At 68.0% G+C, this 18,792-nt stretch carries 17 protein-coding genes; 10 read left to right on the forward strand and 7 right to left on the reverse strand.

Annotation, left to right across the window (positions count from 1 at the left end):
• Positions 1–15: 15 nt before the first annotated feature.
• A complete protein-coding gene (locus ABD05_RS21690) occupies positions 16–1,059 on the reverse strand; it encodes an aromatic ring-hydroxylating dioxygenase subunit alpha (RefSeq protein ID WP_047902147.1) in 1,044 nt (347 codons plus the stop codon).
• Between the two features lie 86 nt (positions 1,060–1,145).
• Positions 1,146–1,913: a GntR family transcriptional regulator gene (locus tag ABD05_RS21695; protein ID WP_047902148.1), complete on the reverse strand. Its 768-nt coding sequence runs from the start codon at positions 1,911–1,913 to the stop codon at positions 1,146–1,148.
• A 256-nt stretch (positions 1,914–2,169) separates the two neighbouring features.
• Here ABD05_RS21695 and ABD05_RS21700 point away from each other — a divergent pair, with 256 nt between their 5' ends.
• The 4 genes from ABD05_RS21700 (at position 2,170) to ABD05_RS21715 (ending at position 7,095) form a co-directional block, all read left to right on the forward strand.
• Entirely contained in the window at positions 2,170–2,664 is a 495-nt protein-coding gene (locus ABD05_RS21700) for a MarR family winged helix-turn-helix transcriptional regulator (protein ID WP_047902149.1), read from the forward strand.
• 286 nt (positions 2,665–2,950) lie between these two features.
• Positions 2,951–4,156 carry a 3-(3-hydroxy-phenyl)propionate transporter MhpT gene (gene mhpT, locus ABD05_RS21705; RefSeq protein WP_047902150.1) on the forward strand — a complete coding sequence of 402 codons (1,206 nt, stop codon included), beginning with the start codon at positions 2,951–2,953 and terminating at the stop codon, positions 4,154–4,156.
• Between the two features lie 67 nt (positions 4,157–4,223).
• Positions 4,224–5,363: a porin gene (locus tag ABD05_RS21710; protein ID WP_047902151.1), complete on the forward strand. Its 1,140-nt coding sequence runs from the start codon at positions 4,224–4,226 to the stop codon at positions 5,361–5,363.
• A gap of 28 nt (positions 5,364–5,391) precedes the next feature.
• Complete coding sequence (locus tag ABD05_RS21715; protein ID WP_047902152.1) at positions 5,392–7,095, forward strand: tannase/feruloyl esterase family alpha/beta hydrolase; 1,704 nt, start codon at positions 5,392–5,394, stop codon at positions 7,093–7,095.
• A 63-nt stretch (positions 7,096–7,158) separates the two neighbouring features.
• Here ABD05_RS21715 and ABD05_RS21720 read toward each other — a convergent pair whose 3' ends face one another.
• Positions 7,159–7,635, reverse strand: coding sequence for an Lrp/AsnC family transcriptional regulator (locus tag ABD05_RS21720; RefSeq protein WP_047902153.1), 477 nt, complete (start codon positions 7,633–7,635; stop codon positions 7,159–7,161).
• Positions 7,636–7,815: 180 nt separating this feature from the next.
• Here ABD05_RS21720 and ABD05_RS21725 point away from each other — a divergent pair, with 180 nt between their 5' ends.
• Positions 7,816–9,048, forward strand: a complete 1,233-nt coding sequence (locus ABD05_RS21725) for a diaminopropionate ammonia-lyase (RefSeq protein WP_047902154.1) — start codon at positions 7,816–7,818, stop codon at positions 9,046–9,048.
• Between the two features lie 38 nt (positions 9,049–9,086).
• Positions 9,087–10,271: a M20 aminoacylase family protein gene (locus tag ABD05_RS21730; protein WP_082146271.1), complete on the forward strand. Its 1,185-nt coding sequence runs from the start codon at positions 9,087–9,089 to the stop codon at positions 10,269–10,271.
• A gap of 55 nt (positions 10,272–10,326) precedes the next feature.
• On the opposite strand, the gene ABD05_RS21735 is transcribed toward ABD05_RS21730, so the two are convergent.
• Entirely contained in the window at positions 10,327–11,685 is a 1,359-nt protein-coding gene (locus ABD05_RS21735; protein WP_047902156.1) for an aspartate aminotransferase family protein, read from the reverse strand.
• 510 nt (positions 11,686–12,195) lie between these two features.
• On the opposite strand from ABD05_RS21735, the gene ABD05_RS21740 reads away from it, so the two are divergent.
• On the forward strand, positions 12,196–12,774 hold the full coding sequence (locus ABD05_RS21740; protein WP_047902157.1) for a CS1 type fimbrial major subunit: 579 nt from the start codon (positions 12,196–12,198) through the stop codon (positions 12,772–12,774).
• A 396-nt stretch (positions 12,775–13,170) separates the two neighbouring features.
• Here the strand turns inward: ABD05_RS21740 and ABD05_RS21745 are convergent, their stop codons facing one another.
• A complete protein-coding gene (locus ABD05_RS21745; protein WP_047902158.1) occupies positions 13,171–13,680 on the reverse strand; it encodes a GNAT family N-acetyltransferase in 510 nt (169 codons plus the stop codon).
• A 147-nt stretch (positions 13,681–13,827) separates the two neighbouring features.
• Positions 13,828–14,463: a helix-turn-helix domain-containing protein gene (locus ABD05_RS21750; RefSeq protein ID WP_047902159.1), complete on the reverse strand. Its 636-nt coding sequence runs from the start codon at positions 14,461–14,463 to the stop codon at positions 13,828–13,830.
• A gap of 216 nt (positions 14,464–14,679) precedes the next feature.
• On the opposite strand from ABD05_RS21750, the gene ABD05_RS21755 reads away from it, so the two are divergent.
• The 3 genes from ABD05_RS21755 (at position 14,680) to ABD05_RS21765 (ending at position 17,816) form a co-directional block, all read left to right on the forward strand.
• Entirely contained in the window at positions 14,680–15,033 is a 354-nt protein-coding gene (locus ABD05_RS21755) for a RidA family protein (protein WP_011353678.1), read from the forward strand.
• Between the two features lie 33 nt (positions 15,034–15,066).
• On the forward strand, positions 15,067–16,317 hold the full coding sequence (locus ABD05_RS21760) for an NAD(P)/FAD-dependent oxidoreductase (RefSeq protein ID WP_047902160.1): 1,251 nt from the start codon (positions 15,067–15,069) through the stop codon (positions 16,315–16,317).
• A gap of 107 nt (positions 16,318–16,424) precedes the next feature.
• Positions 16,425–17,816 (forward strand): amino acid permease, encoded by a 1,392-nt coding sequence (locus tag ABD05_RS21765; RefSeq protein WP_047902161.1) that lies wholly within the window; start codon positions 16,425–16,427, stop codon positions 17,814–17,816.
• 230 nt (positions 17,817–18,046) lie between these two features.
• On the opposite strand, the gene ABD05_RS21770 is transcribed toward ABD05_RS21765, so the two are convergent.
• Entirely contained in the window at positions 18,047–18,679 is a 633-nt protein-coding gene (locus tag ABD05_RS21770) for an outer membrane lipoprotein (RefSeq protein WP_047902162.1), read from the reverse strand.
• Positions 18,680–18,792 lie beyond the last annotated feature (113 nt).

Raw genomic sequence — 18,792 nt, forward strand, 5'->3', positions numbered from 1 at the left:
CGGAGCGGCACGCGGTCAGCACGACAGCGCGGCGGCGCGCTCCTGGTCGATCAGCCGGTCGAGCACGCGTCGCGACTGCACGCCGCCCGCGTCGATGTTCAGCTTCAGCAGCGGCCGGTCCGGCCAGCGCAGCAGGTTGCGCTGCTGCGCTTCGAGCATGTCGAGATCCTCGGCGAAGATCGCGCCCTGTCCGTTGCGGATCGTCTCCGTCAACGCGCGGTCGTCCACCGCGAAGCTGCGCGCCATCCCCCAGAAGTACCAGATCGACGTCTCGGTTTCCGGCGTGATGAAATCGACGACGATGCTCGACACCTTGTCGCGCGGGTCCGCGTGATAACCGCCCTTGCCCGCATGCGCGACGCCCACCTCGATCATCACGTGGCTCGGCGGCGTGAAATGGCAGATCTGCCAGCGATCGCAGCGCACGTCGTCGGCGAGCCCGTTGCCGCGCAGCGCGGCGGCCCAGAACGGCGGCGGCACGATGCCTTCCATGAAGCGGCTGGTCGTGACCGTGTCGCCGTTCACCTTCGTCGCGGGCGCCGCTTCCTCGATCTCCGGCTGCCCGATGCTCGATGCATGCACGTAGGTCTCGTGCGTGAGGTCCATCAGGTTGTCGATCATCAGCCGGTAATCGCAGTCGATGTGATAGAGACCGCCGCCATACGCCCAGCCCGGATCGTCGGCCCAGTGCAGCCGGTGAATCGTCGCCGGATCGGCCTGGGCCGGATCGCCCGGCCACACCCACACGAAGCCGTGCCGCTCGACGGCCGGATAGCGGCGGATCGCCGGAATGCCGCCGACGCGCTGGCACGGCATGCTCGTGCACTTGCCGTCCGCGCCCATCGTCAGCCCGTGATAGCCGCACACGAGCCGGCCGTCGCGCACGGTGCCGAGCGACAGCGGCGCGCCGCGGTGCGGGCAGAAATCCTCGAGCGCGGCGACCGCGCCGTCCGCGTCGCGGAAGAACACCATGCGTTCGCCGCAAATCTGCCGCCCCAGCGGCTTGCCGGCGAATTCGTCCGGCGTGCAGGCCACATACCACGCGTTTTTCAGGAACATGCGTCTCCTCCATGGCGTGTGCACACGCCGTGTCTATCGTCGGATGAGCGGCGCGTCGTGCGCCGCGCGAAGGTGCCGCGTGCCGGTCAGCCGGCGTCGCGGCGAATCAGGTTGCCGCCCTTGAGCTTCGTCATCGCGCGCTGGCTGTCGAGCACGCGCCGCAGGTTGTCGTGCGCGATCTGCGCGTGTTCGCGCATCAGCGCTTCCGCGCGCGCCCCCTGGCGACGTTCGATCGCGTCGAGCACCGCGCGATGCTGGGCTTGCGCGACGATCAGCGTTTCGTGCGCGCGCGGATCGAGCGACTGCACGACGACGAACGCGCTCGCGGACGCGAACGGCAACGTCGCGACCTTGTCGATCTGCCGCGCGACGACGTCGCTGCCGGCCGCGGCCGCGAGCAGCCGGTGGAAGCGGGCATTCGCGTCGACGTAGCGCGAGAACGTGTCGTCGGTCAGCGGGCCGGCGAGCAGGACGTCGATCTCGTCGGCGCACGCGTGCAGGTCGCGCAGCATCGACGGCGGCACGCCACGTTCGGCCGCGAACCGCGCGGCGAGCCCTTCGAGCGTGCCGCGCAGTTCGATCGCATCGCCGATCTCGCGCGCCGAAAACGCGCGCACCGCAAACCCGCCGGTCGCGATCGGCTCGATCAGCCCTTCCTCCTGGAGCCGGATCAGCGCCGCCCGAACCGGCGTGCGCGACACGCCGAGCCGCTCGACGACCCACAGTTCGGAAATGCGCGCGCCGGGCGCGAGCTCTCCGCCGACGATGAGCTCGCGCAGGCCGAGCAGCGTGCGGACCGTTTGCGACGGGGAAGCGGCACGGGTGTCGGAAGTCGGGGCGTCGAGGTCGGTCATGGCGGATATCGGGGGCTGTGCCGCAGTGCCGGTGCAGGCGTGCGGAGTTATCAGGTTACTTGATAAAATTGTATACATCCCTGCCGTGCATTCAAGCTGAATCGTGCAAATCAGCGGGTAAACCACGATCGAAACCGCCGGGTCGGGTTCGTGCTGTATACAGCGCGCCAGTCACCGCGAAGCAGACGATGCAAGCCTGTCCGCCATGCGGGCCGCGTGAGGTAAGATGGCCCGCGATCTTCCTCCCGACACCTTCATGAGTTCGACACCCGTCAAACCGGCCGGCGCGAAACGCGCTGCCCGTGCCTCCGAGGCGAAGCCGCCCGTGCGTGCCCAGCAGCGGCTGACCTACCTGATCGGCAATCTCGATCGGCTGCTGCGCCGCCAGATGAGCGATGCGCTCGCCCCGCTCGGCGTGACGCTCGCGCAATACACGGCGCTGTCGGTGCTCGAGGCGCGCGGCGCGCTGTCCAATGCGCAGCTCGCGGTGCGCTCGTTCATCACGCCGCAATCCGCGAACGAGGTGATGGTCGCGATGGCGGCCCGCGGCTTCGTCACGCGCGAGGCCGATCCGAATCATGGCCGCGTGATCCTGCTGCGCCTGACCGACGAAGGGTCGGCGATCCTGCGCGAATGCGAACGGGTGCTGCGGCCGCTCGAGCGCCGGATGCTCGGCGACGACCTCACCGCCGCCGACGCCGTGCAGGTCCAGCGCACGCTCGAGCTGTTCGTGCGCAACCTGCGCGACTGAGCCGCGTTTTCGCTTCATTCGTCGTTCCGCACGGCCTTGTCCGGCCGGCTTCCGCGCGCGTTGCGGGTTAACACCGGCGCGTCACACCCTTGAAATATCAGGTTACCTGTTATTAAATCATCCCGTCCTTCGATGGGATGACGGTCCGCACGACCGGCTGGTCGCGCGGATTTTATTTCGGACAGTGAATCAGGCTACCTGATAATTTCTGAAGCACGGTCCGATCACGACAAAGACACCGCGCATGCGTCCCGGCATGACGCGCAGTACAAGGTTTGGAGACGACATGGACACTTCCGTTGCCGAGAGGCCGGCCGTCGCGACGACGCTCGGCCTGTGTTTCGCGATCGCGCTGCTCGAGGGGCTCGACCTGCAGTCGGTCGGCGTCGCCGCGCCGCGCATGGCTCACGAGTTCGGGCTCACGGTTTCGCAGATGGGGCTCGCGTTCAGCGCAGGCACGTTCGGCCTGTTGCCGGGCGCGATGCTCGGCGGCTGGCTCGCCGACCGGATCGGCCGCAAGCATGTGCTGATCGCGTCGGTCTGCCTGTTCGGGCTGCTGTCGATCGCGACCGCGCAGGTGTCGAGCTTCGCGATGCTGGTCGTCGTGCGCGCGCTGACCGGCCTCGGCCTCGGCGGTGCGATGCCGAACCTGATCGCGCTGTCTTCCGAAGCGGCCGACGCGCGCTCGCGCAGCAGCGCGGTCGCGGTGATGTACTGCGGCATTCCGTTCGGCGGCGTGATCGCGTCGCTGATCGGCGTGCTGCTGGCCGGCGACACCGAGTGGCGACACATCTTCTACGTCGGCGGCATCGGGCCGCTGCTGCTTGCCCCGCTGCTGCTCGCGCTGCTGCCGGAGTCGCGCGCGTTCCTCGACGTCAGCGCATCGGGCGCCGCGCGCCCGGGTGTCGGGCAGACATTGTTCGGCGGCGCGCGCACGGGCACCACGCTCGCGCTCTGGCTCAGCTATTTCTGCACGCTGATCGTGCTGTATTTCCTGCTGAACTGGCTGCCGTCGCTGATGGCGGCGAAGGGGCTCGCGCGCAGCCAGGCCGGGATCGTGCAGATCTTCTTCAACATCGGCAGCGGCCTCGGCGTGCTCGGCATCGGCATGTCGATGGACCGGATGCGGCCGTCGCGCGTCGTCGGCGGCATGTACGCGGGGATCGTGCTGTCGCTCGCCGCGCTCGCGATCGCGCCCGGGATCGTATGGCTGTCCGCCGCGGCGTTCGCGGCGGGGATGTTCGTCGTCGGCGGCCAGTCGGTGCTGTATGCGCTGGCCGCGATGTACTACCCGACCGCGATGCGCGGCACCGGCGTCGGCTCCGCGGTGGCGGTGGGCCGGCTCGGCTCCGTGGTCGGCCCGCTCGCGGCCGCCGAACTGCTCGCGATGGGCCGCAGCGCGTCGGTCGTGATCGGCGCGAGCATCCCCGTCACGCTGGTCGCCGCCGTCGCGGCGCTGGTGCTGATCCGCAGGCCGCAGGCACACGACTGAGTTTGTTTACTTTCACCCACGAGCGCCGGCAGAGCGCGATATCGACGCAGGTCTGGAGACACTAACCATGAAGCACACCAAAGCCTTGCTGGCGGCCGGCGCATGCGCGCTGGCCGCGACGAGCGTGCACGCGCAGTCGAGCGTGACGCTGTACGGGATCATCGACACCGGCGTCGAATTCGTGTCGCACGCGAACGCGGCCGGCGACCACGTGGTGCGGATGCCGGGCGTGACCGGCGAGATGCCGTCGCGCTGGGGCCTGCGCGGCAGCGAGGATCTCGGCGGCGGCTACCAGGCCGTGTTCGTGCTCGAAAGCGGCTTCAACGTGCGCGGCGGCGATCTCGGCCAGGGCGGCCGGCTGTTCGGCCGGCAGGCGTTCGTCGGGCTGAAGGGCGGCTTCGGCACGCTCGCGTTCGGCCGCCAGTACACGATGACCTACCTCGCGCTGCAGGGCGCGGACATCATCGGCCCGGACATCTACGGGCTCGGCTCGTTCGACGCGTACGTGCCGAACGGCCGCGCCGACAACGCGGTGACCTACCTCGGCACCTATCGCGGCGTGACGCTCGGCGCCGCCTATTCGTTCGGCCGCGACGGCGCGGGCACCGGCAACTCGCCGGGGCAGGGCACGTGCGCGGGGCAGGTGCCGGGCCACGCGGTCGAATGCCGCAACTGGTCGGCGATGCTCAAGTACGACAGCGCGTATTTCGGTGCGGCGGCGTCGTACGAGGAGCAGCGCGGCGGCACCGGCGCGGCCGCGAACTTCTTCGACGGCGTCGCGCCGGCCGCGTTCACGAGCAGCGCGGGCAAGGACGCGCGCGTGCACGTTAGCGCGTATGCGCAGGCGGCGGGCGCAAGGATCGGCGCGGGCTGGATCGGGCGGCGCGTGTCGACCGGTTCGCCGGCTGCGCCCGGCGCGCATTCCGACCTGTTCTTCGTCGGTGCGTCGTATGCGGTCAAGCCGGATTTCATCGTCGACGGCGAAGGCTACCGGATCGTCAACAGCGCGCACGACACGCGCGCGACGATGGCGACGATGCGCGCGACCTACCTGCTGACGAAGCGCACGTCGGTTTACGCGCAAAGCTCGTATCTGTGGAACAGCGCGCATGCGCGCTATGCGGTCAGCGGCGGCGGCCCCGGCACGACGCCCGGCGCGGGGATGGGGCAGCTCGGCGCGATGGTCGGCGTCAAGCACTTGTTCTGATCCGGCAACCTGACGAACGGGAGACATCTTGAACAGAAAATCGGTATTCCTCTGCATTGCACCGCTGTCCGTCGCGATGCTCGCCGGTTGCGGCGGCGACGATTCGGTCAGCTCCGCGCCCACGCACCTGAGCGCCGCAACGCCGGCCGCGATGGCGCAGACCTGCGACGCGCTCGCCGCGAAGCTTGCGTATGCGAACACGTCGTTCACGTCGGTTGCGACCGCGGCCGCCGGCGCGCTGACGGTGGCCGGCAAGCCGATCGCCGAGCACTGCGTGATCGAAGGAAAGATGAACGAACGCGTGAGTGCGGTCGACGGCAAAACCTATGCGATCGGCTTCGAGATGCGCTTGCCGAAGGCGTGGAACGGCCGCTTCTTCTACCAGGCGAACGGCGGTCTCGACGGCAACGTCGTGACCGCGACCGGCGAGATCGGCGGCGGCGGGCCGCTGACCGATGCACTGAACCAGGGCTTCGCGGTGATCAGCTCGGACTCCGGGCACAGCGGCGCGCAGAACCCGCTGTTCGGCCTCGATCCGCAGGCGCGGCTCGACTACGGCTATGGCGCCGTCGATGCGCTGACACCGATGGCGAAGCAGGTGATCCGTCTCGCTTACGGAAAGGCGCCCGACCGCAGCTATTTCGGCGGCTGCTCGAACGGCGGCCGTCACGCGATGGTCACGGCGGTGCGCAACCCGGCCGACTACGACGGCATCATCGCCGGCGATCCGGGCTTCCATTTGCCGAAAGCGGCGATCGGCGAGATGTACGGTGCGCAGCAGTTCGCGAAGATCGCGTCGGCGACCGGATCGAACGGGCTGCCGGACATCCGCAGCGGCTTCACCGACACGGAGCGCCAGTTCGTCGGCGCGAAGATCCTCGACAAATGCGATGCGCTCGACGGCGTGACCGACGGGATGGTGCAGGACGTCGCCGCGTGCCAGGCGCACTTCAGCGTCGAGACGGACATCCCGACCTGCGCGAACGGCACGCGCACCGGCGCATGCCTGACGACCGCGCAGAAAACCGCGCTCGAAAACGTGTTCGCGGGCGCGGCGCTCTATGCGAGCTTTCCGTACGATCCGGGCGTGGCCGGCGGCGGCTGGGCCGCGTGGAAGCAATCGAATTCCATCACGCTCGACCCGGTCGCGATGGCGTTCACGTTCACGTCGCCGCCGAAAAGCACCGCGACGCTCGCGAACCTGCCCGGTTTCGCGCTCGGCTTCGACATGGACAACGACGCGCCGGCGATCTTCGCGACCAACGGCGTGTACACGCAATCCGCGTGGTCGTTCATGACGCCGCCCGACGAGACGAACCTGTCCGCGCTGAAGTCGCGCGGCGCGAAGCTGCTGGTCTATCACGGCACGGGCGACCCGGTGTTCTCGTCCAACGACACGACCGACTGGTACCAGCGGGTCGCGCAGGCGAACGGCGGCGATGCGTCGAGCTTCGCGCGCTTCTATCCGGTGCCCGGGATGAACCACTGTGCGGGCGGGCCGGCGGCCGACCAGTTCGACATGCTGACGCCGCTCGTCGCGTGGGTCGAGCAGGGGCAGGCGCCCGCCGCGATCGTGGCCGCCGCGCGCGACACGACGAACGCGGTGCCGAACGTGGACGTGCCGGCGTCGTGGGGCGCGGGGCGTACGCGCCCGCTGTGCCCGTATCCGCAGGTGGCGCGCTACAACGGCTCGGGCGACGTGAACTCGGCGGCGAGCTTCAGTTGCCGCTGACGTAGCCGTCGATGGGATGCGGCCGGCGCGTGCAGTCGTGCGCCGGCCGTTTCATTGGGGCACTCATTCGCCGGGTTCGACCGGCACCTCGAGCCCGACCTTCACGCGGCTCATGCTCACCAGCGTCTTGAACCGCTTCACGTTGTTGTTCGCGAAGAACAGCTCGCGCGTGAGCGCGTTGTACTGATCCATGTTGCGCACGGCGAGGATCAGCACGAAATCCCATTCCCCCGTCACGTAATAGCACTGCTGGATCTGCGGGCACCGCTCGAAGGTTCGCTTCATCGCGTCTAGCTGGTCGATCTGCTCGCTCTCGACCTCGACGTTCACGACGATCGTCAGCGGATGATCGACCTTGTCCTGCGCGACGATGGCCGTATAGCGCTCGATCACGCCGTCTTCCGCGAGACGCTTCAAACGCCGGTTCACCGCCGCCGTCGACAGATTCACGCGCGCGCCGAGTTCGCTTTGCGGCGTCTGCGCGTCGCGCTGCACTTCCATCAACAGCTTGCGATCGAACGCATCGAGTGGGGTCGTCATGATGGTGCGCGAAACCTCGAAAGAATGAGAATTTTTTGCGTCCAGGCAACCAATTTGGCGATTTTGTTGACCGGCATGCGCAATATTATTTTTCGGACCGACGGCGAACGCAACCCGCGCTTGCCCGATCCGAACCACCCGACGGACCGCCGGCGCGGTCCTGCTCCGGAGCCTTTCGCCATGCTGATCGCCAACCCCCGCGCGTCGCGCGCCGCCTATCCGAACGCGCTGCGCCGCGTGATGAACATCGCGTCGGCCGACGAAAGCGGCGCGTGGCTGTCGCACTGGCCGCTCGTCGGCAACGCGCGTACGCCGCTGCGCGCGTTGCCCGACCTCGCCGCGCGGCTCGGCGTCGCGAGTATCAGCGTGAAGGACGAGTCGTGCCGCTCGCCGCTCGGCAGCTTCAAGGCGCTCGGCGCGCCGATCGCGTTGGTGCGTCTCGTGAAGCGCCTGCGGCGCACTCACGATCTCGATCCGCAGGGGCTGGTCACCGGCCGCTACGCAGCGCAGCTGGCCGACCTGACGGTGATCAGCGCGACCGACGGCAATCACGGCCGGGCGCTGGCCGCCGCCGCGCGCGCGATCGGCTGCGGGTGCGTGATCGTGCTGCACGCGAATGTCGACGCCGAGCGCGAACGCGCGATCTCGGCGTACGGCGCGCGGATCGTGCGCATCGCGGGGAACTACGACGAGTCGGTCGTCTGCGCGGCGCAGCTTGCGCAGGCGAACGGCTGGTACGTCGTGTCGGATACGTCGTACGACGGCTACGAAGCGATTCCGCGCGACGTGATGCAGGGTTATGGCGTGATCGCCGCCGAGGCCGCCGCGCAGGCGGCGCAACGCGACGGGCGGCCGTTCACGCACGTGTTGCTGCAGGGCGGCGTGGGCGGCCTCGCCGCGGGCGTGGCGAGCTACCTGTGGGAGCGCGATGGCGCGCAGCGTCCGCATTTCATCGTCGTCGAACCGCGCCAGGCCGACTGCCTGTACCAGAGCGCGCTCGCGGGGCGCGCGGCGAAGGCGACCGGCAGCGTCGATTCGGTGATGGCCGGGCTCGCGTGCGGCGAGGCGTCGCCGCTCGCCTGGGATTTCCTCGAGCTGTGCATCGACCATTTCATGCTGATCGACGATGAAGACGCGGTGCACGCGATGCGCGGCCTCGCGGCCGGCAGCGAGCGCGACGTCCCGTTCGTCGCCGGCGAATCGGGTGCGGCCGGCGTTGCGGGGCTGGAAGTGCTGATGCGCGACCCTGCGCTCGCGCGGCAGGCGGGGCTCGACGCGAGCTCGCGCGTGCTGGCGATCAATACGGAAGGCGCGACGGCTCCGTCCGTGTACCGGAACTGCGTCGGCGAGGCGGCCGACGCCGTGCTCGCGCGGCAGCGCGACTGGCTGAACCGCGCGGCGGTAGCGGCCTGAACGACATGACAACCGACGAGGCAAGCGCAATGGACCCAATCGATGCAATCGACGCAATCGAAGAAAGCACGCTGCAGGGGCGACTGAAGGCCTGGCGCCGCCATCTGCACCAGCATCCGGAGACGGGTTTCGAAGAAGTGAACACGTCGGACTATGTCGCGCGCATCCTGACGACGCTCGGGCTCGACGTGCATCGCGGCATCGGCGGTACGGGGCTCGTCGCGAACCTGACGGTCGGCACCGGCCAACGCGCGATCGGCATCCGCGCGGACATGGACGCGCTGAACATCGCCGAGCACGCGCCGGGCCGCGAACACGCGTCGCGCACGCCCGGCAAGATGCATGCGTGCGGGCACGACGGCCACATGTCGATGGTGCTCGGCGCCGCCCAGTTGCTGGCCGAGCGGAAGGACTTCGACGGCACGGTGCGCTTCATCTTCCAGCCGGCCGAGGAGCATGGCCGCGGCGCGAAGGCGATGATGGTCGACGGGCTGTTCGAGCGCTTTCCGGTCGACGCGATCTTCGGCGCGCACAACATGCCGGGCATGCGCGCCGGCACGTTCTCGACGCGCGCGGGCGGCATCATGGCGAGCGAAGACAATTTCGTGATCCGGATCGACGGGCGCGGCACGCATGCGGCGCGCCCGCACATGGGCATCGATCCGATCGTGATCGGCTCGCAGATCGTGCTCGCGTTGCAGACGATCGTGTCGCGCAACCTCGATCCGGGCCAGCAGGCGGTGATCTCGTGCACGGAATTCATCACCGACGGGCTGCGCAACGTGCTGCCGTCGACCGTGACGATCAAGGGCGACACGCGCAGCTATTCGCGCGACGTGCAGGCGCTGCTCGAAACGCGGATGCGCGAGATCAGCGAAGGGATCTGTCGTACTCACGGCGCGACCTGCACGTTCGACTACACGCACGAGTTCGCGCCGACGGTGAATTCTCCTGAGTGGGTCGACACGGCCGTGCAGGCCGCGGCGCATGTCGCAGGCGCCGGCGCGGTGAACGCCGACGTGCAGCCGATGATGATCTCCGAGGATTTCGGCGCGTTCCTGCAGGCCGTGCCCGGCAATTTCGTGTTCATCGGCAACGGCGAAACGGCCGACCGCGGCGGCGTGCCGCTGCATAACGCGACGTACGATTTCAACGACGAGATCCTGCCGGTCGGCGCGCGTTATTTCGCAGAAGTGGCGCGGCGGGCGTTGCGGGCTGCGTAGCGCACGGCGCGGTACCCGCTCACGCGAGCGCCGCGCCGTGCCGTGCGTCACTGCATCACGCCAGCTCGCCCAGGCACGCGTCGAACTGCGCGACGAGTTGGTCGACATCGTCGCTCGTCGTCTTCGGGCACACGAGCATCATGTTGTGGAACGGCGTGATCAGCACGCCGCGATTCAGCAGATACAGGTGCACGATGTGTTCGAGCTCGCTGTCGAGTTGCGCACCGGCAAGCGTGCCGTTGCGCGGCGGCTCGGGCGCGAACTGGAATTCGGTGCGCGCGCCGATGCGCGTCACGCACCACGGCAGCCCGTGTTTCGCGATCGCCTGTTCGAGCCCGGCGGCCAGCCGCGCGGCGAGTTCGAACATGTGCGCATACGCGGCGTCGGTCGCGACTTCGGCCAGCGTCGCGCGCATCGCATGCATCGCGAGCATGTTCGCGGTGAGCGTCGTGCCGATGCCCGAATGGCCGGGCGGCGCGTTCAGCTTCGCCTGCTTCGCGCGTTCCGCGAATTCCGCGCTGAAACCGTACACCGCGCACGGCACGCCGCCTGCGATCGGCTTGCCGACCACCAGCATGTCCGGTTCGAGATCGTGCGCGACCGCGTAGCCGCCCGGGCCGCTGCTGATCGTGTGCGTCTCGTCGATCACGAGCAGCGTGCCGTAGCGGCGCGTCAGTTCGCGCGCCGCATCCCAGAAGCCCGGGTCGGGCAACACCATCCCGATGTTCGTCATCGCGGGCTCGGCGAGTACGCACGCGACATCGCCGTCCTTCAGCGCTGCTTCGAGCGCGTCCAGGTCGTTGAATTCGACGACGCGCGTGTTCGCGAGCAGGTCGTACGACTGCCCGAGCAGGCTGTCCCGCTGCACCGGGCGGCCATCGACGAGATCGACGAACACGTCGTCGACGGTGCCGTGATAGCAGCCGTTGAACACGACGATCGTGTTGCGGCCGGTGGCCGCGCGCGCCCAGCGCAGCACGAAGCGGTTCGCATCGCTCGCGCTCAGCGCGAACTGCCAGACCGGCAGCCGGAAGCGGCGCGCGAGCTCGCGCGACACCCACGCGGCGTCCTCGCTCGGCAGCATCGTCGTGTAGCCGCGCGTGGCCTGCTCGACGAGCGCGCGGGCGACGGGTTCGGGCGCATGGCCGAACATCGCGCCCGTATCGCCGAGGCAGAAATCCACGTAGCGATGGCCGTCGACGTCGGTGAACGTCGCGCCGCGAGCTTCCTTCACATACAGCGAGAACGGCGTCGACCAGTCCTGCATCCAGTGCAACGGCACGCCGAACAGCAGGTGCTCGGACGCTTCCGCGGACAGTGCGCGGGACGCCGGCATGGCTTCGGTGAATGCGCGGCGTTCGCGGTCGAACAGCGCGCGGGCGCGGATGAGGTCGACTCCGTGGCGGGAAGACAAGAGGGGCTCCTGGGCTGTGAAGATGGGGAAACGATAGCGCGGGAGGCGGGGGGCTGAACAGGGGCGGAATTACCGAGGCGAGTGAGGGTGCGCGAATATCCGTTGCGATTGACGATGACGTTGCCGAGCGGGTCGGCAGGCGTATCCCGCAAGAGTTTTATTTGATTTGGAGATGGCACTGGTGAATGGAAGCCGAAAAGAACCGTGAAGGTTTCCATGGATATTTATCCGGGTTCTCGTGGCCTATCGTTAATGCACGCCGTGGCGTGAGGTGTTCGTCCGAGTCGGTCGTCGCTGGCTGACGGGGTAATTTGATACGCGGTTGCGAATGCAACCGGTCGACTCGATCGATCGCGCGTGCGGCTGGGTATTTCGAATTCCGCAGGGATTTGCTTGTTAATTTCGAGATAAGAGAATACCGGATTTTCCTGTAATGGCGGGATCGTGAGCCCGAAGCGGGCCGGCTTTTCGGCGATCGGATTTCAATCATCCAGAATGTGGGGCAACACAATGAAGATCGGAAAACATCTTGCCGCACTCGCTGCGTGCGGCGCATTGACCGGCATCGCGCACGCAGGTCCGACGTCGCCGCAAGCGGTCGTCAAGAAGATCACGCTGACGGCGCACATTGGCGACAGCCTGTTCGTGTCAAAGCCGGACAATTCCGCGTGGTACGACGTGGTCGAACTGAACGCGACGGACCGTACACAGCAGACATTCGCCACGACGCTGCCGATCCGCGTGCGCACGACGAACCCTGATATCAACGTCACGCTGTTGCAGCCGCTGCGGCTGTCGAACGGTCGAGACGAGATGGCCAACGCGAAGGTCGTGCTGACGGGCAAGGCGGGCGACGCGGAAATCGCATCCGGCGCCGCTCGCACGATCACGCTGGTCAAGCCCGGGCACGACGGCTTTGACGGCTACGACGAAACCCGCAACCTGAAAGTCAGCGCCCATGTGCCGGTCGTCAGCGGGGCGACCTCGACCAACGGGAGTTACCACGGCGATCTGGTGCTGATGTTCGAACCGGCCGCTTCGGCTGGACGCGAGCCGGCGACGGGTGCGGTAGCGACTGCCGGCGAGTAGGTCGTTGCCCCGGCGGACGGTGTCGGCCGGGGCGTTTCAGTTGAAGTTTGTGCGCATAAATGTACGACAACATATCTCTGGCATTGCATTCGACAATGTGAGTAGGCGCACACACTCGCTGCATTAATTCAGTAAAAGCAGGGTAGATGGCAAATCCGTGTCCGGCTTCGATCGCATTTAGACTGCGCGTTGTGATGTGACGACGTATAAATAACGGTCCGCCGCCAGGCGTGTCGATACCCATACGCTGAAGGCGCGATGACGCTGACGAACGTGACGATCGCCGGGCAGATCGTCAACACGACGATCACCGACAAGCGGTGACGTGAGGGGAAAGGGGAGCAGCGTTCGCGTGCGGCCGGCCGCTGCACGCGAACGCAAACCGGATCGAACGCGTCAAGCCAGCGTCTTGACCATGTGGTGTTCGTCGTAGAAACGGCCGTCGACGAACAGCGAGCGCGGCTCCGTGCCGAACCGGACGAACCCCTGCGATGCGTACAGCCGCTCGGCGTTGGCGTTGACCTCGTTCACGCACAGCATCAGTTGCTTGCACTGCCACGCCTGTGCCGCGTGTGCGGTCGCGTTTTCGAGCAGCACTTGCGCGATGCCTTGCCCGCGATACGCGGGATCGACGAACACGCCCCAGATCGTCGCCTTGTGCGCGATCTTCGTGCGCGCATCGCGGCGCACGCCGGTGATGCCGACGAGCGTGTCGCCGTCGAACGCGCCGAACACGGCGCGCTCGCGGGTCGGCGTGATGCGCGTCGCGAATTCGTCGACGGGCACCTGCGATTCTTCGTCGAGCGTGGGCAGGAAAGACGTGGGCGCGGTGTCGACCGCACGCAGGCGGACGGTCTGGAAACGGGCGGCGTCGGTCGCGTCGAGCAGGCGGGTCGTGATCGTCATCGAGGGGATTCCGGTGGAGGGACCGTGCATGCCGGCGCGGGCTGCTGCGGCCGTGCGATGCATCGTGGCTATGCTAATCGGAATCCGGATGACGCGTGGCGGCGTTCGATGCGTCGTGGATGCCCGCGCGCGCTTGTCCTCGGATCCTCAGATCGCGTCGCGCGGCCGCCGCGCATCGCCGTCGACGCAGCACGCGAGCACTTCGGCATCGGTGTCGCCGAGGCTCAGGTACACGTGCCCGACCGCACTGTCGAAATACAGGCTGTCGCCGGCGCCGAGCCGGTACGCATGACCGTTCTCGAAGCGCAGCTCCAGCTCGCCGCTCAGCACGAACACGAACTCTTCGCCGCTGTGCCGGATGTAGTCGGCGAAGTCCGACAGCTTGCGTGCATGGATCCGCCCGCGCACGGGCACCATCCGCTTGCCGGTCAGGTCGTTCGCGAGCATCCCGTATGCATAGTTCGGCGTGTCGTAGACCATCTGCTGGCCGGCCGGCGTGAACGACGGCGTCATCGCGCCGGCAGGCGCGGGTCGGCCGAACATCGTGTCGAAGTCGAGCGCAAGCGCGTGCGTGAGCGCCGCGAACTTGTCGTAGGTGAGCGCGATGTCGCCGCGCTCGGCCTTCGAAATCGTCGACACCGCGATACCGGAGCGCTCGGACAGTTGCGCGAGCGTCAGGCCGCGCGACTTGCGCGCGTCGCGCAGCCGCGCGCCGACCGTCTGGTGGTCGAGCTGCGGCGCAGCGTCGGTGGGCGGCGGAACGGGAACGGTGGATTTGGGCATGCGGATACGGGGCGCGACGCGCGGCGTGAATACGGGTTTTGTCGTATACGAGAATATATTTTCTCGTATATGATAATTTTCGTCGAAATCGCCAACGGTGGGCGTGACGGCCACTCTAGCATCGGACGACGCGAAACTCGCGGCGCTGTGTGCGGCGGCGGTTTTTCCCAGTCATTTCCCCGGCCCGTCGTGGCCGGGCTCGCGAAGGTGCAATCCATGTCCAGTGAAATCAAACGTCTGCAGACCGGCACGCGCATGAGCCAGGTCGTGATCGCGAACGGCTTCGTCCATCTGGCCGGCCAGGTGCCCGATACGGCCGGCGCGCCGATCGCCGTACAGGCGACCGAGATCCTCACGCGCATCGACGCGCTGCTCGCATCGGCGGGTGTCGACAAGACGCGCGTGCTGACGGCCAACGTGTGGCTCAGCGACGCCGCGCACTTCGACGCGTTCAACGCGGTGTGGGACGCGTGGGTGCCGGCTGGCCACGCGCCGACCCGCGCATGCGTGCAGGCGCTGCTGATGAAGCCCGGTCTCGACGTCGAGATCGCCGTGACCGCGCTCGCCTGAGCACGGCGCCGCCCGCTCCGAGGAGTCCCCCCGATGAAGTTCGACACGCTCGTCCTGGGCGGCGGCATGATCGGCGTGTCCGTCGCCGTTCACCTGCAACAGCGCGGCCTGTCGGTCGCGCTCGTCGACCGCAAGGCGCCCGGCAACGAAACGTCGCTCGGCAATGCCGGGCTGATCCAGCGCGAAGGCGTGTACCCGTATGCGTTTCCGCGCGGCTTCGGCACGCTGCTGAAATACGCGTGCAACCGCTCGCCCGATGTGCGCTATCACGTCGGCGCGCTGCCGAAGCTGATTCCGTTCCTGTACCGCTACTGGCGCAATTCGCATCCGGCGCGTCATGCCGAAATCGCGCGCGCGTATGCGCCGCTGATCGAACACTGCGTGACCGAGCATCGCGCGCTGATCGAAGCGGCCGGCGCCGGCGCGCTGCTGCGCGAAGGCGGCTGGCTCAAGGTGTTCCGCACGGCCGCGACGCGCGATGCCGAAACGCGCGACGCCGAACGCTGGCGCGCCGAATACGGCGTGACCTTCGACACGCTCGATGCGGCCGCGCTGCGCGACGCGGAGCCGAACCTGAGCCGCGCGCTGGTCGGCGCGCTGCGCTATACGGGATCCGATTCGATCAGCGATCCGAATGCGCTCGTCACCGCCTATGCGCGGCACTTCGAGCAACTCGGCGGCCGCATCCTGACCGGCGATGCGCTGACGCTGTCGGCCGCGAACGGCTGGCGCGTCGACGCCGCGCAAGGCCCGGTCGACGCGCGCGCGGCGGTCGTCGCGCTCGGGCCCTGGTCGGACCTGCTGTGCGAGCGGCTCGGCTACACGCTGCCGCTCGCGGTCAAGCGCGGCTATCACATGCACTACGCGGCGCAGCCGGGCGCCCGGCTGAACCGGCCCGTGCTCGATGCCGACAGCGGCTTCCTGATCACGCCGATGACGCGCGGCATCCGCCTGACGACCGGCGTCGAGCTCGGGTATCGCGATACGCCGCCGACGCCGACCCAGCTCGCAGCCGTCGAACCGGTCGCGCGCGAGCTGTTTCCGCTCGGCGCGCGCGTCGACGGCGCACCGTGGCTCGGCCGCCGGCCATGCACGCCCGACATGCTGCCCGTGATCGGCGCCGCGCCACGCCACCGCGATCTGTGGTTCGCGTTCGGGCATGCGCATCACGGTTTCACGCTCGGCCCCGTGACCGGCCGGCTGATCGCGGACCTGATGACCGGCACGCGTCCGTTCGTCGACCCGGTGCCGTTTCGCGTCGAACGCTTTCTGCGCGGCCGCTGAGCCCGGCGCCCGCGCCATGCAGCAGGGCGGCCCGGCACACGACGCCGGCCGCCCGTCCAGCGGCCGGCCGATCCGGCTGACCGCGACGATCAACGACTGGAGACAACATGCAACAGCACACGATGCGGCGCGACCTCGGCGCGCGCCAGATCTCGTTCATGGCCCTCGGCATGGCCATCGGCGTCGGCCTGTTTCTCGGCTCGGCGTCCGCGATCGAGGCGGCCGGGCCCGGCGCGCTCGTCGCCTACCTGATCGGCGGCGCGATGATTTTCCTGATCATGCGCGCGCTCGGCGAGATGGCCGTGCACCGGCCGGTGTCCGGCTCGTTCGGCGCGTATGCGTTCGAATACCTCGGGCCGTTCGCCGGTTATGTGGTCGGCTGGAGTTACTGGCTGCTGATGGTCGGTGTGGGCGTCGCGGAGACGACCGCCATCGGCATCTACATGGGCTTCTGGTTTCCGGATGTGCCGCAGTGGCTGTGGGTCGTGTCGGCGATCGCAGCGATCTCCGGTTTCAACCTGCTCAACGTGAAGGTGTACGGCGAACTGGAGTTCTGGTTCGCGATCGTGAAGGTCGTGACGATCGTGCTGATGATCGCGGGAGGCGCGCTGATCGTGTTCACGGGAGTCGGCCATCACGGCGAACCCGTCGGCCTGTCGAACCTGTGGCGGCACGGCGGCATGTTTCCGCACGGCGTGCTCGGGGTCGTGAGTGCACTGCCGATCGTCGCGTATTCGTTCGCGGGCGTCGAGATGATCGGCCTCACGGCCGGCGAGGCGCGCGAGCCGCAGAAGATGATCCCGCGCGCGATCAACTCGGTGCTGTGGCGCATCCTGATCTTCTACGTCGGTGCGCTGTTCATCATCATGGCGCTCTACCCGTGGAACGAACTCGGCGCGCACGGCAGCCCGTTCGTCACGACGTTTGAATCGCTCGGGCTGCGGCAGGCGGCCGGCATCGTCAACTTCGTGGTCGTGACGGCTGCGCTGTCGAGCTTCAACTGCATCGTGTTCAGCGGCGCGCGCATGCTGTCGAGCATGGCGGGGAACGGTCTCGCGCCGGCGTCGTTCGCGGCGCTGAGCGCGAGCGGGTCGCCGTCGCGCGCGGTGCGTGCGACCGTGCTGTTCATGTCGGTCGGGGTGGTGCTGAACTACGTGATTCCCGCGCGCGTGTTCGGCTGGCTGATGTCGTTCCTGTCGTTCGACGTGGCCGTGATCTGGGCAATGATCGTGCTGACGCACATGCGATTCCGGCGCATGATGGCCGCGCGCGGCGAGACGGTGGCGTTCCGCATGCCGTGCGCGCCGGTCACGTCGTGGATCTGCCTGGTGTTCGTCGCGTTCGTGTTCGTGATGCTCGGCTTCGATCCGTCGACGCGCGGGTCGCTGTATGCCGGTGCGGCGGTGATGGTGCTGATGGCGATCGTCTACCGGCGTTCGCGGCGTCTGCAGGCGGCCGCGCGGTCGACGCGCATCGCGCTCGGTACGGAGCGCGTGTGATTGCGACGCGATCGGTCCGTGCAGGCGAGCGGTGGGACGGCCGTGCGATGGGTGCGCCGGAGGCGGACGCGAAGGTGAACGGACGGCGGCAGCACCGGCGGCGCGTGATGCGCGTCGCGCCGGCACGAAGGATGAGGATGACGTGAAGCACGCGCGCCGTCGTGCCTAACCCGCACACGACGTCAAACGCGCGAGGTGCGCCCGCTCAGGTCAGGCGCACCGAATCGGCATCAATACCGCGACAGCTGATTGCCGTTGATCTGCACGCGGTCGCCCGGCCGCAGGTTGCCCGGCGACTGCACGTCGAACGAACGCGTCGAGCCGTCGCTGACCTGCACGTCGATCCGGTAGCTGCTCGGCGCTTGCGCGGCGCCCATCTGCTGGCCGATCTGGTTGCCCGCGACCGCGCCGCCGAGCGCGCCGATCACGGTGGCCGCTTCGCGGCCGTGACCGCGGCCGACCTGGTTGCCGAGCACGCCGCCGATCAGTGCGCCGACGACGGTACCGGCGACGCCCGACGGGCCGACCGAGCCGTTGACCGGCTGGATGTTCGCCACCGTGCCGTACTGCGTGCCGTAGCCGTTGCCGTACTGGTTGCCGTATTGCTGTTGCTGATTGCCGTACTGGTCATATGGCTGCGACCCGTATTGCGGCTGGTTGCCGTATTGATCGTACGGTTGCTGCTGCACGTAGCCCGGTTGCGAATACGCGGGCTGCGCATAGGCGGGCGTCGCGTATTGCTGCTGCGGATAGCCCGGCTGCGCGCCGTAATAACCCGGCGCGACGCAGGCGGTCAGCGGAAGCGCCGCCACGGCGACAAGCGAGGCGAACAGAACGGTCTTCGTGGTAGGCATGCGCATCATGATGTTTCCTGCATCGGCAACGTGTTCGCCGGCGGAACCCGGAAGGGTGGCGAACTCGGCGTGAGTATAAGTAATGGCCGGATGCGCGTCCGGTGCGGCCGGGTAACAACGTG

The sequence above is a fragment of the Burkholderia pyrrocinia genome, assembly GCF_001028665.1.
Taxonomy (GTDB): Bacteria; Pseudomonadota; Gammaproteobacteria; order Burkholderiales; family Burkholderiaceae; genus Burkholderia; species Burkholderia pyrrocinia.

Excerpts from the sequence above, each read along its gene's own strand:
- ABD05_RS21695 (WP_047902148.1), bottom strand. The coding sequence starts at position 1,913 with ATGACCGACCTCGACGCCCCGACTTCCGACACCCGTGCCGCTTCCCCG.
- ABD05_RS21700 (WP_047902149.1), top strand. The coding sequence starts at position 2,170 with ATGAGTTCGACACCCGTCAAACCGGCCGGCGCGAAACGCGCTGCCCGT.
- ABD05_RS21760 (WP_047902160.1), top strand. The coding sequence starts at position 15,067 with ATGAAGTTCGACACGCTCGTCCTGGGCGGCGGCATGATCGGCGTGTCC.
- ABD05_RS21750 (WP_047902159.1), bottom strand. The coding sequence starts at position 14,463 with ATGCCCAAATCCACCGTTCCCGTTCCGCCGCCCACCGACGCTGCGCCG.
- ABD05_RS21770 (WP_047902162.1), bottom strand. The coding sequence starts at position 18,679 with ATGATGCGCATGCCTACCACGAAGACCGTTCTGTTCGCCTCGCTTGTC.
- mhpT (WP_047902150.1), top strand. The coding sequence starts at position 2,951 with ATGGACACTTCCGTTGCCGAGAGGCCGGCCGTCGCGACGACGCTCGGC.
- ABD05_RS21720 (WP_047902153.1), bottom strand. The coding sequence starts at position 7,635 with ATGACGACCCCACTCGATGCGTTCGATCGCAAGCTGTTGATGGAAGTG.
- ABD05_RS21725 (WP_047902154.1), top strand. The coding sequence starts at position 7,816 with ATGCTGATCGCCAACCCCCGCGCGTCGCGCGCCGCCTATCCGAACGCG.
- ABD05_RS21765 (WP_047902161.1), top strand. The coding sequence starts at position 16,425 with ATGCAACAGCACACGATGCGGCGCGACCTCGGCGCGCGCCAGATCTCG.
- ABD05_RS21710 (WP_047902151.1), top strand. The coding sequence starts at position 4,224 with ATGAAGCACACCAAAGCCTTGCTGGCGGCCGGCGCATGCGCGCTGGCC.
- ABD05_RS21740 (WP_047902157.1), top strand. The coding sequence starts at position 12,196 with ATGAAGATCGGAAAACATCTTGCCGCACTCGCTGCGTGCGGCGCATTG.
- ABD05_RS21745 (WP_047902158.1), bottom strand. The coding sequence starts at position 13,680 with ATGACGATCACGACCCGCCTGCTCGACGCGACCGACGCCGCCCGTTTC.
- ABD05_RS21690 (WP_047902147.1), bottom strand. The coding sequence starts at position 1,059 with ATGTTCCTGAAAAACGCGTGGTATGTGGCCTGCACGCCGGACGAATTC.
- ABD05_RS21755 (WP_011353678.1), top strand. The coding sequence starts at position 14,680 with ATGTCCAGTGAAATCAAACGTCTGCAGACCGGCACGCGCATGAGCCAG.